General features: G+C 66.1%; 12 protein-coding genes. 7 read left to right on the top strand and 5 right to left on the bottom strand.

The features are described from left to right. The 4 genes from B5E65_RS16735 to B5E65_RS12710 form a co-directional block, all read right to left on the bottom strand. A partial coding sequence (locus tag B5E65_RS16735) for a sortase family protein (RefSeq protein ID WP_143403026.1) occupies window positions 1-2056 on the bottom strand: 2056 nt, incomplete at its 3' end. Window positions 2057-2061: 5 nt separating this feature from the next. Then, on the bottom strand, window positions 2062-3354 hold the full coding sequence (locus B5E65_RS12700; protein WP_087172141.1) for a competence/damage-inducible protein A: 1293 nt from the start codon (window positions 3352-3354) through the stop codon (window positions 2062-2064). Between the two features lie 34 nt (window positions 3355-3388). Continuing rightward, the gene (thiI, locus tag B5E65_RS12705) at window positions 3389-4588 is read right to left on the bottom strand and encodes a tRNA uracil 4-sulfurtransferase ThiI (RefSeq protein ID WP_087172142.1); all 1200 of its coding nucleotides are present in this window, start codon (window positions 4586-4588) and stop codon (window positions 3389-3391) included. A gap of 60 nt (window positions 4589-4648) precedes the next feature. Then, entirely contained in the window at window positions 4649-5794 is a 1146-nt protein-coding gene (locus B5E65_RS12710; protein WP_087172143.1) for a cysteine desulfurase family protein, read from the bottom strand. Between the two features lie 357 nt (window positions 5795-6151). Here B5E65_RS12710 and B5E65_RS12715 point away from each other — a divergent pair, with 357 nt between their 5' ends. From B5E65_RS12715 to B5E65_RS12730, 4 genes are all read left to right on the top strand, one after another. Next, entirely contained in the window at window positions 6152-7816 is a 1665-nt protein-coding gene (locus B5E65_RS12715) for a formate--tetrahydrofolate ligase (RefSeq protein WP_087172144.1), read from the top strand. A 75-nt stretch (window positions 7817-7891) separates the two neighbouring features. Continuing rightward, window positions 7892-8425, top strand: a complete 534-nt coding sequence (locus tag B5E65_RS12720; RefSeq protein ID WP_087172190.1) for a prolyl-tRNA synthetase associated domain-containing protein — start codon at window positions 7892-7894, stop codon at window positions 8423-8425. Between the two features lie 206 nt (window positions 8426-8631). Then, entirely contained in the window at window positions 8632-9375 is a 744-nt protein-coding gene (locus tag B5E65_RS12725) for a LytR/AlgR family response regulator transcription factor (protein WP_087172145.1), read from the top strand. A gap of 110 nt (window positions 9376-9485) precedes the next feature. Continuing rightward, entirely contained in the window at window positions 9486-10796 is a 1311-nt protein-coding gene (locus B5E65_RS12730; RefSeq protein WP_087172146.1) for a sensor histidine kinase, read from the top strand. Window positions 10797-10949: 153 nt separating this feature from the next. Here B5E65_RS12730 and B5E65_RS12735 read toward each other — a convergent pair whose 3' ends face one another. Next, entirely contained in the window at window positions 10950-11252 is a 303-nt protein-coding gene (locus B5E65_RS12735) for a hypothetical protein (RefSeq protein WP_087172147.1), read from the bottom strand. Window positions 11253-11422: 170 nt separating this feature from the next. Here B5E65_RS12735 and B5E65_RS12740 point away from each other — a divergent pair, with 170 nt between their 5' ends. The 3 genes from B5E65_RS12740 (at window position 11423) to B5E65_RS12750 (ending at window position 14415) form a co-directional block, all read left to right on the top strand. Beyond that, window positions 11423-12037, top strand: a complete 615-nt coding sequence (locus B5E65_RS12740; protein ID WP_087172148.1) for a LexA family protein — start codon at window positions 11423-11425, stop codon at window positions 12035-12037. A 306-nt stretch (window positions 12038-12343) separates the two neighbouring features. Next, window positions 12344-13678: a putative DNA modification/repair radical SAM protein gene (locus tag B5E65_RS12745; protein ID WP_087172149.1), complete on the top strand. Its 1335-nt coding sequence runs from the start codon at window positions 12344-12346 to the stop codon at window positions 13676-13678. Continuing rightward, a complete protein-coding gene (locus B5E65_RS12750; protein WP_087172150.1) occupies window positions 13657-14415 on the top strand; it encodes a TIGR03915 family putative DNA repair protein in 759 nt (252 codons plus the stop codon). The genes B5E65_RS12745 and B5E65_RS12750 overlap by 22 nt, the downstream gene beginning before the upstream one ends. Window positions 14416-14424: the final 9 nt, after the last annotated feature.

Consider the following 14424-nt stretch of genomic DNA (forward strand, 5'->3'; position numbering starts at 1 on the left):
GGTTGGGGGTGGGGGTGGGGCCATCCTCCGGCATCAGGTCGTCCAGATCCGGCACCTCGCCCAGGCTGTCCAGAATCGCGTCCAGCTGCACATCCTCTTCGGGCATGCCGGCCTCGATCTGCAGGTCGGAGTTGGTCTGGTTGCGGCCGCCGAACCAGTTCACCCAGCTCTGCATCAGCTCCAGCATATCCGGCATGGACGCGCCGCTGGCGCTGTACATGGCAGCGGTGAGCAGCGGGTCGGTGGTGGGGGCGATGTTGGCGGTATCCACCGAGCGGGTCTCCTGCTCGCGGACCTTGCGGCCCACCACCACCAGTTTGGTGCCGTCCGGCTCGGCCGCGTCGGCCACCAGGCTGACAAAGCTGTCGCCCTCCTCAAAATCCACCGGCATGTCAAACAGGCTGCGGGCCTTGATGCCCACCACGAAATCCATAAAGGTATTGGCGTCGCTCAGGTCGGTGAAGGAGACCAGGTCAAAGGCGCCCTCCCCTTCCTCGGCGGGGTCCCAGTAAAATACAGCCGCCACCTTATAACGGTAGGCGGCGGCTTCGGAATTGCCGGTATACAGGGTAAAGGCGCTGTTGCTCTGGACGGCATCCAGCTGATCCAGACCGCCCAGCTCCCGCAGGGCCTGCGCGGGGCAGAGCACCAGGCTGTGGGAGGTGGTCTGCGCCGGGTCGGCCCCCGGGGCGTAGCAGACCCGCTGGGGGCCGGTATCCTCCGCGGCCAGCGCCGCCCCGGCGGGGGCGTCGTCGCGGGGATCGCCGTCGGTATAGATCAGGCTGCCGGTCATGCCGGGCAGCGCCAGATAGCCGGCCACCTGATCGTCCTTTTCCTGTGCCCGCTCCAGATAGGAAATGGCGTTGGCGTCGAACCCGGCGGTGCCGTAGCTGCGCCAGGCCGGGGCCTCGCCCAGGCTGTTCCAATAGTACAGGCCGGCAGCGGCGGCCACCGCCACCACCAGCAAAAAGAACACCGCCGCCAGGATGCGGCCCCAGTAACTGCCCTGCTTTTTGGGGGCGGGGGGCTCGGTGTCCGGCACAGCGCTCTCGTCCACCAGGCCGTACATGGCCTGGGCCGCCTTTTCCAGCCGGGCGTTGCGGCCCACCGGTTCCAGCCGCACCACGCCGGTGGGCTCGGAGGGTTTGGGCGGCGCGGAAACCGCCTGTCGGGTAGGCTGGGAGACCGCCACGCGGGTGGGCTGCGGGTCGGGATCCGGGGCCAGCCGCAGCGGCGGTACCCGGCCGGTATCGCCGGACACCGCGGGGGCGGGGGCGGCCGCCGGGGCCGCGGGCCGGGCCGGACGGTTTTCCTCCGGGTCGGCCACCAGGGCCGGGGCCTCCTGCCCCAGCCGGAACATCTGCACGCCCTCCGCCTGGGGCTGACCCTGGGCGGCCCGGCGGGCCATATCCAGCAGCCACAGCCCAGCCTGGGCAGGCTCCGCCTGGGTGCGGTTCAGCGCCTTGACCCAGGCGCTGCGCTCATCCGCCAGCAGCACAAAAGCCGGATACCGGCCCTGGGCGGGCTGGAACACCAGCGCAAAATCCGCCTCCGACACCTTGAGGGCGGCGGCGGCCCGGCCGGCAGCGGGCTGTACCGGGCAGGCAGGCCAGCGGCGCAGCCAGCCGGCAGGGGGCTCGATGCGGCCCGCCTTGCGGGGGTGGGCCCAGCTTTCCTTGCCGAAATCGTAGGCGCCGTCCGCCCGGGGCAGATCCCGCAGCAGAGGCTCCAGCAGCGCACCGGTGGCTTCATCGGCGCTGCAGAACAGAAATTCTTCTTTCAGGAATGCGTCCAGCGCGGCCTGGGGCAGGTCGGTGGCGTCGGTGGAGAACACCGCCGGGCCAAACCGTTCCTGCAGTTTTTTCTCCCAGCCCTCGCAGACCGACGCGGCATCCGGGCCGGACGCGGCCAGCCGGACCGCCAGTTCCCCGTTGCGGCCCATCAGGCGCAGGCCGGGGCAGCCCTCGGCGGCGGCCTGCCGCAGCACGGCGGAGGCCCGGGCGGTGGATACGCCGAACAGCCGCAGGGTACGGCCGTGGGTAGTGGGTTGTGCCATGGTGTTCACCTCATTTCCTCGGCCAGCCGGGCGGCGGGCACGGTCTGTGTGTCATCGGGCAGGGGCAGGCCCAACGCCAGGCGGCGGGCCAGATCCAGCGCGTTCTGGGAAGAGCGCAGCCGCACAACCTCCCGGCTGCGGCCGCCCAGGCCCAGTTTGCGGATATAAATGGTGTCCTGATAGGCGGCGGCCAGGTATACCAGCCCCACCGGCTTGTCCGGGGTGCCGCCGCCCGGGCCGGCCAGGCCGGTCAGCGCCAGGGAAATATCCGCGCCGGACGCCCGGCGGGCACCCTGGGCCATCCAGGCGGCCGTCTGGGGGGACACCGCCCCGTGGGCGGCGAGCACCTCACCGGGTACACCCAGCAGTTTTTCCTTGGCCTCGTTGGCGTAGGTCACAAACCCGAAGCCGAACACCTCGCTGGCGCCGGGCACATCGGTGATGCGGCGGCTTACCAGCCCGCCGGTGCAGCTCTCGGCGGTGGCCAGGGTCAGATGGTGCTTTTGCAGGGCGGCCACCGCGGCGGATTCCAGGGTGGCGTCGTCCTCGCCGTAGATGCAGTCGCCCAGAATGTCATAGAATTCCTGCGCCTTGGCCCGGCACATGGCCGCGGCCTCGGCGGGGGTGGCGGCCTTGGCGGTGATGCGGATGTGGCATTCGCAGGTTTTGGCGTAGATGGCGGCGGTGGGGTTGGCGCTGCGGAACAGATGGCCCACCGTTTCCTCCAAGTGGCTCTCCCCCGGGCCGGTGACCTTCAGGGTCAGGCTGTGCAGCACCCCGCTGCACAGCGGCTGCAAAAGGGGCAGCACCTGCTCGTTCCACAGGGGGATCAGCTCATGGGGCGGGCCGGGCAGCAGCACCGCGTACCGGCCCTCGTCCTCAAACCAGACGCCGGGGGCGGTGCCGTTGCGGTTGGGCAGCTTTTTGCCCCGGGTGGGCACCATGGCCTGTTTTTCGTTGTTGTCGGGGGTGGTGCGGCCGCTTTTGGCAAAGAAAGAGGTGATCTTGTCCATCTCTTCCCGGTCAAAATGCAGGGTGTCGTGGTAGCAGCGGGCCACCGTCTCCTTGGTCAGGTCATCCGCCGTGGGGCCCAGCCCCCCGCTGAACACCAGCAGGTCGCTGCGGGCCTTGGCGGTGCGCACAAGTTCTTCCAGGCGGGCGGCGTTGTCCCCCACCACGTGCTGGTGCAGCACGGTGATGCCCAGATCCGCCAGCTGCCGGGCCAGAAATTGCGCGTTTGTATTCAGGATATCTCCCAGCAGCAGCTCGGTGCCTACCGCGATGATCTCCGCTTCCATTGTCTTTCCCCCCTCGGGCGGTCAGGGCCGCCGGTTACTCCAGATATTCCACTTCATCCTGCCAGTCGATGCGGATGCGCTCCACCTCGGCCGCGGCCTTTTTCTCCAGTTCGGCCAGGCCGGGCATGGCCTCCTCCGCCGCCCGGATCTCCTCCAGGGTGGGACGGGTCTTGGGATGGGGCGGGGTGAAGATGGTGCAGCAATCCTCATAGGGCAGGATGCTGGTTTCAAAGGCGCCGATCGCCCGGCTGGTTGCCACGATCTCGCTCTTGTCCATGCCGATCAGCGGGCGCAGCACCGGCAGGGGCTGCACCTCGTCGGTGCAGGCCAGGGCCCGCAGGGTCTGGCTGGCCACCTGGGCCAGGCTTTCGCCGGTCACGATGGCCTGGCAGTCGATGCTCTCGGCGATCTGGTGGGCAATGCGCAGCATGCTGCGGCGCATGAGCACGGTGAACAGCGGCGCGGGGCCGTGATCCCGGATGTACTCCTGGGGCTCGGTATAGGGCACCACATACAGCACGCAGCTGCCGGTCCACTCGCTGACGATCTGGGCCAGCGCCTTGACCTTCAGCTTGGCGCGCTCGCTGGTGTAGGGCGGGCTGGCAAAGTGGATGTGGTGCAGCGCCAGGCCGCGGCGGGCCATCCGCCAGGCGGCCACCGGGCTGTCGATGCCGCCGCTGAGCATGTTCAGCGCCCGGCCGCTGGTACCCACCGGCAGGCCGCCCGCGCCGGGCACCTTATCCCCGTGCACATAGGCGGCAAAGTCCCGCACCTCCACCATGACGGTCAGGTCCGGGTTGTGCACGTCCACCTTCAGATGGGGGAACCGGCTCAGCAGATACCCGCCCAGTTCCCGGCTGATCTCGGGGCTCTTCATGGGGAAACGCTTGTCCGAGCGCTTGGCCTCCACCTTGAAGGTACGGGCCCGGCGCAGGGAATCCGCCAGATACTCCCCGGCGGCGGCGCAGATGGCGTCAAAGTCCTTTTCGCAGACGGCGGCCCGGCTCATGGCGGCGATGCCGAATACCCGGCTCACCCGGCGGAAAGCCTCGTCCATATCCGCGTCCTCGGTTTCGGGCTCAATGTACAGGGTGCTCTGGGCCTTGTAGACCTTGAATTCCCCCAGATCCCGCAAACGGAATCGCACCGCTTTGGCCAGGGATGCTTCAAAGGTGGCCTTGTTCAGACCTTTCAGGGCCATCTCGCCCTGGTAGCACAGGATGATCTGTTTCATGTTGTTCCTCTCGTCTTCCTTTTTAGGATACGCGCCCGGGCGGGCGTATTCTGTCGGTTTTCAGCGCAGCCGGGCCAGCTTTGCCAGCCCGTCCGAAAGGCCGGTGAGCAGCTCGTCGATGTCCTGTTCGGTGTTGTCGCCGCACAGGCTGATGCGCAGGGCGGTATCGATGGCCCGGGCGGACAGCCCCATGGCCGCCAGCGTATGGCTGGCCGCGCCCTTGCTGCAGGCAGACCCGCTGGACACATACACCCGCCGCTGTTCCAGGAAATGCAGCATGGTCTCGCTGCGGATCACGTTCAGGCTGATGTTCAAAATCTCGGGCACCGCGTCGTCAGGGCTGTTCACGGTGACCTCCGGCAGTGCCGTCACCCCCTGCCGCAGCCGGGCGTTCAGCGCCGCCACCCGGGCCTTGCGTTCCCGGCTGTTCGCGGCCATGAGCCGGGCGGCCTCGCCCAGGCCCACCGCGTAGGGCACGTTCTCGGTGCCGGGGCGGATACCCTTTTCCTGCCCGCCGCCCAGGTACGGCGGCTCGATGTGGTAGCCCTTGCGCAGATAGAGCGCGCCGATGCCCTTGGGGGCGTGCACCTTGTGGCCGGACACGGTAAAGCTGTCCACCCCGGCCAGCGCCGCGGGCACCCGCAGCCAGGCCTGCACCCCGTCCACATGGACGGCGGTGCGGGGGTTGCGTTCCTTGGTAAGGCGGGCCAGGGTCTCCACATCGGCCACCGCACCGGTTTCGTTGTTCACCTGCATGCAGGTCACCAGGCAGGTGCCCTTGTCCACCCGGTCGGCCATGGCGGCCACGTCGATGCGGCCGTCCGGCCCGGGCGGCACAAAGTCCACCTCAAAGCCCTCCTTGCCCAGCTGTTCCACCGGCAAAGCGGCGCTGGGGTGCTCGTACCCGCTGCACAGGATCTTTCGGCCCCAACCTCTGCGGGCCACCGCCGCGCCCCGCAGCGCCAGGTTGTTGCTCTCGCTGCCGCAGGCGGTGAAGTACACCTCCCCCGGTGTGCAGCCCAGGGTTTTGGCCACCTGGGCCCGGGCTTTGCCCAGCGCCTGCTGGGCCTGCAGGCCCGGCGTGTACAGCGCCGAAGGATTGGCCCACAGATCGGTCATGGCGGCGCGGATGGCGTCGGCCACCGCCGGGTCCACCCGGGTGGTGGCGGCGTTGTCCAGATAATGCAGCGTTTCGTCGTGGAGCATGAAGGACCCTCTTTTTCGCAAAAATCACAGATGGGCAAATGCGCCCATAAAAATACAGAATATAGTATACAACAAAACCGGGCCGGGCACAAGTTCCAAGGGCGATACCGCATACTTCCAGGTGGCGGAGCACGCCGGAAAATTTTTTGTGAGATGAACCCGAAAGCGCAGCCAGTCCTTGGTGGATTGGCGAGCATTTTGGGAAAATATCACGGAAAATTTGGGCGGGATACGCCGCCTGAGGCTTTTGCCGTGAAGTATGCGGTGTTGCCCAAGCATTGTCACCGCCGCCGGAAGGTGGTACAATGAACGGGAACAAGACTGCGCGCCGCGCAAAACTGACGGGGAGGATGCTGCATGAAGACTGATATTCAGATCGCACAGGAAGCCACCATGAAACCCATCCGGGAGGTGGCCGCCGGCCTGGGCCTGACCGAGGACCAGATCGTACCCTACGGCAAGTACAAGGCCAAGATCGACCACCGGCTGCTCAAACAGCCCCACAAGGAGGGCAAACTGATCCTGGTGACCGCCATCAGCCCCACCCCGGCGGGCGAGGGCAAGACCACCACCAGCGTGGGCCTGGCGGACGCCATGTGTGCCATGGGCAAAAAGGCCATGCTCTGCCTGCGGGAGCCCAGCCTGGGGCCGGTGTTCGGCATCAAGGGCGGCGCGGCCGGCGGCGGCTATGCCCAGGTGGTGCCCATGGAGGACATCAACCTGCATTTCACCGGTGACCTGCACGCCATCGGCGCGGCCAACAACCTGCTGGCGGCCATGGTGGACAACAGCATCTACCAGGGCAACCCCCACAACATCGACCCCCGCCGGGTGACCTGGAAGCGCTGCGTGGACATGAACGACCGGCAACTGCGGTATGTGACCGACGGCCTGGGCGGCAAGGTGAACGGCACCCCCCGGGAGGACGGTTTTGACATCACGGTGGCCAGTGAGGTCATGGCGATCTTCTGCCTGGCCACCGACCTGGCCGACCTGAAAGCCCGGCTGGGCCGGATCGTGGTGGGCTACACCTACGCGGGCGAACCGGTAACCGCCGGCCAGATCGGCGCGGCGGGCGCCATGGCTGCCCTGCTGAAGGACGCCATCGATCCGAACCTGGTGCAGACGCTGGAGAACAACCCGGCCATCATCCACGGCGGGCCCTTTGCCAACATCGCCCACGGCTGCAACAGCGTGATGGCCACCCGGCTGAGCCTGGCGCTGGCGGATTACGTGGTCACCGAGGCGGGCTTCGGCGCGGATCTGGGCGCGGAGAAGTTCCTGGACATCAAGTGCCGCAAGGCGGGGCTGAACCCGTCGGCGGTGGTGCTGGTGGCCACGGTACGGGCGCTGAAACATCACGGCGGCTGCCCCAAGGACCAGCTGGGCGTTCCCAGTGTGGAGTACCTGGCTGCGGGCGTGCCCAACCTGCTGCGCCATCTGGACAACATGAAGAATCAGTTCGGCCTGCCGGTCTGTGTGGCGATCAACGCTTTCCCCACCGACAGCGCCGAGGAGCACGAGTACCTGCGCAAGGTCTGTGCCGAACAGGGCGTGCCCTGCGCGCTGAGCGAGGTGTTCGCCAAGGGCGGCGAGGGCGGCAAGGAGCTGGCCCAGGCGGTGCTGGATATCCTGGACGACAATGCCCGCATCCGCTTCACCTACCCGGACGAGGCCCCGCTGGCCGACAAGGTCAAGGCGGTCTGCCAGAAGATCTACCGGGCCAAGGACGTGACCTGGACCCCGGCTGCCCGCAAGGCGCTGGACGAGATCACCGCCCAGGGCTACGGCAATCTGCCGGTGTGCATTGCCAAGACCCAGTACAGCTTCTCGGACAATGCGGCGCTGCTGGCCGCGCCGGAAGATTTTGTGATGAACGTGCGGGACGTGCGGCTGAGCGCCGGCGCCGGCTTTGTGGTGGTGATCATGGGCAATATCATGACCATGCCCGGCCTGCCCAAGAAGCCCGCTGCCGAGAGCATCGACGTGGACGAGAACGGCCGCATCACCGGGCTGTTCTGATACCGTTGCAGACAGGGGGCGGGCCGGTCGGCGCCGCCCCCTGTTTTTATTTCAGTACAAGGGATGGGAATGGATATGGAGTTGTTTGAGGGCCGCCCGGCGGACTGCAGCGGGCGGCAGGAACGGGAAGTGCGGGTCTACGACCTGCTGGACAGGCTGGGCATCGCCTACCAGCGCACCGACCATGTGCCCGCCGGCACCATGGAGGACTGCGACCGGATCGACGCGGTGCTGGAGGTGACCATCTGCAAGAACCTGTTTCTCTGCAACCGGCAGAAGACCGCGTTCTATCTGCTGATGATGCCGGGGAACAAAGCGTTCCGCACCAAGGATCTGGCGGCCCAGCTGGGGGTTGCCCGGCTGAGCTTCGGCACCCCGGAGGACATGCTGCGTCTGCTGGATGTAACCCCCGGCAGCGTGAGCGTGATGGGGCTTATGAACGACCGGGATAACCAGGTGCAGCTGGTGATTGACCGGGATGTGCTGAAAGGTGAGCGGATCGGCTGCCATCCCTGCCTGAATACCAGCAGCCTGCGGTTTGCCACCTCCGACCTGCTGGAAAAGGTTTTGCCCGCTATGGGCCACAGCCCGATTCTGGTGAATCTTTAACCAGGCAGCTGCATTTACATTGGCCAAATATTACACAATCTTTGCCTTTTTTGACATTCCATCTTGTATGCGCCCTGTATTTTTGGGATGATAATTATTACTGTAAAGTGTTTCCGGCCGCCGGAACACGCCTTGCAGAACATCGCGCCAGGCAGGGAGGCAGGGGGCCTTTTTGTCTGTTTTGGTTATCAGAGGGGGCATCGGTTATGTATGAGATCGCTGTGGTGGAGGACGACGCAGTCGATTGTGAACGTCTGGTGGGGCTTTTGCGGCAGCAATGCGGTGCGGCCGCGCATATCACCGTGGCAGACCCGGGCTTTGAACCGGAGACCTGTCCGTTCACGCCGGATATTCTGTTTCTGGACGTGCTGCTGGGTACCCAGAGCGGCATCCGCCTGGCGGAGGTCGCCAACCGGCTGTGGCCCCGCTGTCAGGTGATTTTCGTGACCGGGCGGCTGGAGTATGCCCCGGATCTGTATCAGGCCCGGCATCTGTGCCTGCTGAGCAAGGCCCGTCTGGAAGAACTGCTGCCCGGCGCGCTGCAGCGCGCGTTTACGGCGCTGGACGCGGACGACACGCCCCTGCTGGCGGTGGCCCAGAAAAACGGCGAGGTCATCATCCCGCAAAAGGATATCCTGTATGTGGAGCGCCGGCTGCGTATCTCCTACATTCATTCCACGCTGCGCACCGTAACCACCGGCCGCCGCCTGGATGAGCTGGCCGGTGATCTGCAGCCGGGCCGGTTCGCGCTGTGTCACAACAGCTTTCTGGTCAATCTGGCCCAGGTGCGCCGTTTGCAGCGCAATCAGGTTCTGCTGACCGGCGGGGTGGTGCTGCCGGTGTCCCGTTCCCAGTTCGGGCCTTTCCGGGAAGCGCTGGGCCGCCACATCGGCATCGATCTGGCCCATCACAGCGCCGCCATGCTGGCGCCCGATGATCCCCTGAACTGAGCCGGGCGTTTCGCCGCGGACCATATGCCAATAGTTTCAGCCGGCGCTGTACCAGCCGCCGGCTGTTTTGTTTTTCCGACTTTTTCCGTTTTATACGAAAGGAGCCGCTTATGACTGTCTTGGGCACGGTATGCCGTTTCGCAACCATTGCCATCATTCAGTGCATCGTGCTGCTCAGCCTGCGCCGCTGTGTGCCGGCGGGCCGGCTGTTCTGGCCCTGTGCCGGGCTGATGATTTTGCTGTCCGCTCTGGGGGTTTGCCTGCCAGCCTCCCTCTCTCCGCTTGTGTCCGCCCTGGCGCTGGTGCTGGAGCCCTTCTGCCTTACCCTGCCCTTCCGCCCCCGCGCCCGGGAGTCGGTAATCTGCTTCTTTTTGATTTTTTATCCCTTTGTTCTGTTCATGATCCTGTACGAACTGGCACTGACACTGGCCGGGTTTGATGTGCTGTTCGTACCGCTTACCCTGAATCAAGTCCCCGGTACCATTCTGCGGTTTCTTCCCGTCCTGGCCGGGCTCTGGGTGTTCTGCCGCCTGCCGGCCTGGTCTTCTGCCTGGCGGCGGCTGCCGGCCTGGGTGCCCATCGGCCTGATGGCGGCAGACCGCCTGGGCGGGCTGTTCTCCCTGGGTATGGAAGCCCGGGGCCTGATTCCCAGCAGCGGCCTTTCGCTGGACTCGCTGCTGTTGTTGGGGTGCTTTTCCTCGGTGGTTCTGGTGCTGGGCGGGGCCGCGGCGCTGCTGGTCTGGCAGGACCAGCGCAGCACCCGGCTGTACATTGAACAGCTGGAACGGCAGCGGCGGCTGGAACTGGACTACTACCGCAGCCTGTCGGACACGCTGCAGGAGTTCCGGCTGCTGCGGCACGACCTGCGCCATTATCTGAATCTGCTGGGGGATGCCCCGGCCCAGCTGCGCCAGGATCTGCAGTCCACCCTGGATCACGCCGGGCAGGTGGAGCTGTGCGGCGACCCTTACCTGAACGCGGTGCTGTTCGGCAAAATGCGGCTGGCCCGGGAAAAGCAGGTACACCTGGAAGCCCGGGCTGCCCTGGACGGCCCCGCCCCTGTGTCCGGTTCCGCGCTGATCTGCGCTGCCTCCAATCTGCTGGAAAACGCGCTGGAAGCCGCCCGGCCCGGCGAAACGGTGGAACTGACCGCCATCTGCCAGGCCGGAATGCTGGTAATGGAGATCACCAATCCGCTGCACGAGGGGGATCAGTTTCCGCCTCGGCAGGGATTCAGCCGCAAGGGCAGCACGCTGCACGGGCTGGGGCTTACCAGTGTGCGCCGTGTACTGGCCGAGGCGGACGGCACCCTGACGCTGGAGGCACGGGAAGGCTGGGCGGTGGCCCGGGTGCTGCTGCCCTGCCTGGCCCCGGGCGAGCGCACAGACATGGCCCGCCCTTCCCCGCTGAACGAGCTTTAACCGGAACAAAACAGCCGGGCGCCCCCGCGTAAACGGGAGCGCCCGGCTGTTTGCTTGCGGGCAGGGCCCGCCCGGCGGTTGCTGGTCCACCGGACGGGCTCTATAGGGGGCACGGACAGCTATACGCCGCCCGCACTCTGCCCGGTGAGCCCGTCATGCCGAGCGAAGCGCCGGACGACAGGTTTTATGGGAAGCGGCGGAGCAAAAGGGTGCGGACACCGTTTTTGTCTCAGCCGGCCGGGCAGCTTGCTGGTGCAGCCGCACAACACGGGCCGCCGCCGCGCGGCGCTGTGTTCTGCGGGCCAGATACGAAGCACGGCGGGCCGCCAGGCCCAGCAATACAAGGATGGCTAGCGCCGCGGGCACAGGCAGGGTGCCCTCGATCAGCGCGCCCGCCGCCGGGAACAGGCCCAGCACGGCCAGTATGGCAGCACATTGCAGCAGATAGCGTTTCATCGCGATGACCTCCTCATTTTGGGTGACATTGCTTCGTTGGGTTTATCATAATACAACTCATAGTTGTTGTCAAGCGTATTTTGACAACTTTTTTTAGTTTAATTTTGGAATTCCCCTTTACACACACTACGATTAGTTGTATAATACAACCATGCAAAGGAGGGAGTAGTATGTTCAGTGAACGCCTGAAAGCTCTCCGCAAAGAACGAAAGCTCAGCCAGGCCGCCCTCTCCGCCCAGCTGGGGGTAACGCAGCAGGCCGTGGGCAAATGGGAGACCGGCCGTTCCACGCCGGACCCGGCTACTGTGGCCCGCCTGGCCGCGCTGCTGGGCACCACCACCGACGTGCTGCTGGGGGTATCCCCCGCGCCGCAGGATTTCGGCGGCCCGGTGGGCGCCTATATGGAGAGCCCGGTGCCGGTGGTAGGCAGCGTGCGCGCCGGGTACGGGGCGCTGGCCTTTGAAGAGGATTACGGCACCGAACCCGCCCCGGTGAAAGACCCGGAGAATTACTTCTACCTGGTGGTCAAGGGCGACAGCATGGAGCCCCGCATCCACGACGGGGATTACGCGCTGGTGCGCCGTCAGCCCACCCTGAACAACGGGGATCTGGGCGTGATGGTCTTTGACGAGGGCGAGGGTACCCTGAAGCGGTACATCCGCCGGGGCAATGCGGTGATCCTGCAGCCTTTCAACCCGGACTATCCGGAAAAGGTCATCCGGGGCGCGGATCTGGAGCGGCTGTACATCGCCGGCAAGGTGGTCGAGACCAAGACCAAGTGGTAAGGCGCCGGTCGGGGCGTTTTACCTTTCCGGCCTGTCTGTATTCTAGCACGCGGGCAGGGTGATAAATCGGACTTTCAAAAGGGCCGCGGCGGGATTTTTCCGCGGCGGCCCGGGCTTTCCGCTTTTTCAAAGGAAAGGGCGGAGGGCCAGGTTTTTTGCGGCCTTTTTGCAAAAAGGCCGCGCGCCGGGCGCGGAGAATGGGAAGCCCGCGCACGGCGCACCGCACGGCAAACCGGCAGCGGTCAGGGGGCCCGCCGCCTTTGTTCCGGCATACCGGCCGGAACGGAGAGGGACGGGCCTTTCTCTATGGATTTGATGGAAAAACTTTCCATTCTGGCGGACAGCGCCAAATACGACGTTGCCTGCACCAGCAGCGGTGTGGACCGGGGCGGCGCGCCGGGCGCGCTGGGCAGCTGCCATGCGCCCGGCATCTGCCACACCTTTACCGCCGACGGCCGCTGCGTAAGCCTTTTGAAGGTTCTGATGACCAACATCTGCGCCTACGACTGCCGCTACTGCACCAACCGCCGCTCGGAGGACCGGCCCCGCGCGGCCTTTACCCCGGAGGAACTGGCGGAACTGACCATCCAGTTTTACCGGCGCAATTATATCGAGGGGCTGTTTTTATCCAGCGCCGTGCTGGTAAGCCCGGACTACACCATGGAGCGGATGATCCGGGTGCTGGAACTGCTGCGGGGGCCGCACCGGTTCCGGGGCTATATCCACGCCAAGACCATCCCGGGGGCGGACCCGGCGCTGGTGCACCGGATGGGTCTGCTGGCCGACCGGCTGAGCGTGAACATCGAACTGCCCAGCGAGGCCAGCCTGAAACTGCTGGCCCCGGACAAGCAGAAAACCGGCATCCTGCGGCCGATGGGTCTGATCGCCCGCACCGCCGCCGAGAGCCGCCGGGAACTGACCGTTTACCGGCACGCCCCCGCCTTTGCCCCCGCCGGGCAGAGCACCCAGATGATCGTGGGGGCCAGCCCGGAGAGCGATTACCAGATTCTGCGGCTCACCGAAGGGCTGTATCAGAAATACAGCCTGAAGCGGGTGTTTTTCTCCGCCTATGTGCCGGTCTGCCGGGACGAGCGGCTGCCCGCGCTGGACACAAAGCCGCCGCTTCTGCGGGAGCACCGGCTGTACCAGGCGGACTGGCTGCTGCGGTATTATCAGTTTTCCGCCGGGGAGATTTTGAGCCCGGAGACCCCCAACTTCGACCCCTGGCTGGACCCGAAATGCAACTGGGCGCTGCACCATCTGGACCAGTTTCCGGTGGATGTGGAGCGCTGCGACTACGAGATGCTGCTGCGGGTGCCGGGTATCGGGCCCAAGAGCGCCCGCCGCATCCGCACCGCCCGGCGGCACGGCCGTCTGCGGCTGGAGGATCTGCGCCGCATCGGGGTGGTGCTGCGGCGGGCCCGGTATTTCATTGTATGCAGCGGGTACGCGGGCCCCGGCCGGCTGAGCCGGGTGACGGTGGCCCAGGCGCTGCTGGACCCGGGGGTGTTTGAGGGCGGCGCCCGGCAGCTGAGTTTGTTCGATGACCCGGCCGGGCGGCTGAGTGCACCGGACCATCCCGCCCTGCCCATGGCGGCGGCACGAGAGGAGGCGGCGGCATGGCTTTCCAGGCGGATGTAGTGTATCGGTACGACGGCAGCTTTGAGGGCTTTTTAAGCTGCGTGTTTGAAAGTTTTCTGCGCAAGGAGATTCCCTTTGCGATCTATCCCGACCGGGCGGCCTGGCCCACCCTGTTCCCCATCCGGCGGGTGCCCACCGATCCGGCGCGGGCCGCCCGGGTGTTCGACAGCTTTGAAAAAAAGCTGGGCACCCGCACCCGGGATCTGGTGACCCGGGCCTTTCTGAACGACAGCCCGGACAAGGAACTGACCCTGCTGCGGTTTTTGCACTTTGCCTACGGGCAGGGCCCCCGGGCCCCCTGGATGCAGGGGCACGAGCGGGTGGCCCCGGTGCTGGCGCTGGAAAAGGCGGTGAACGGGGAGGCCCATCTGCTGACCGGGTTTGTGCGGTTTGAGCAGCGGGGCGGTGCGCTGGGGGCGGTGATCCAGCCCCGGCATTTTGTGCTGCCCTTGCTGCGGCAGCATTTCTGCAACCGGTATCCGGGGGAGGATTTTGTGATCTGGGACAAGACCCACCGGGCGGTACTGGCGGTACAGGCGGGCCGGGCGGAGTATCTGGAACTGGCCACCGATCCGGACCTGCCGCCCCCCGACGAGGAGGAGGCCCGGTTCCAGGCCATGTGGCGGGCCTTTTACGATGCGCTGGCCATCCCGGCCCGGTCCAATCCAAACCTGCGGCGCAGCCACTGCCCCAAGCGATACTGGGCCTGCATGACCGAACTGCGGGACCAGTTGTGACCCCTTGCG

The organism is Gemmiger sp. An120 (assembly GCF_002160955.1).
GTDB classification, from domain to species: Bacteria; Bacillota; Clostridia; order Oscillospirales; family Ruminococcaceae; genus Gemmiger_A; species Gemmiger_A avium.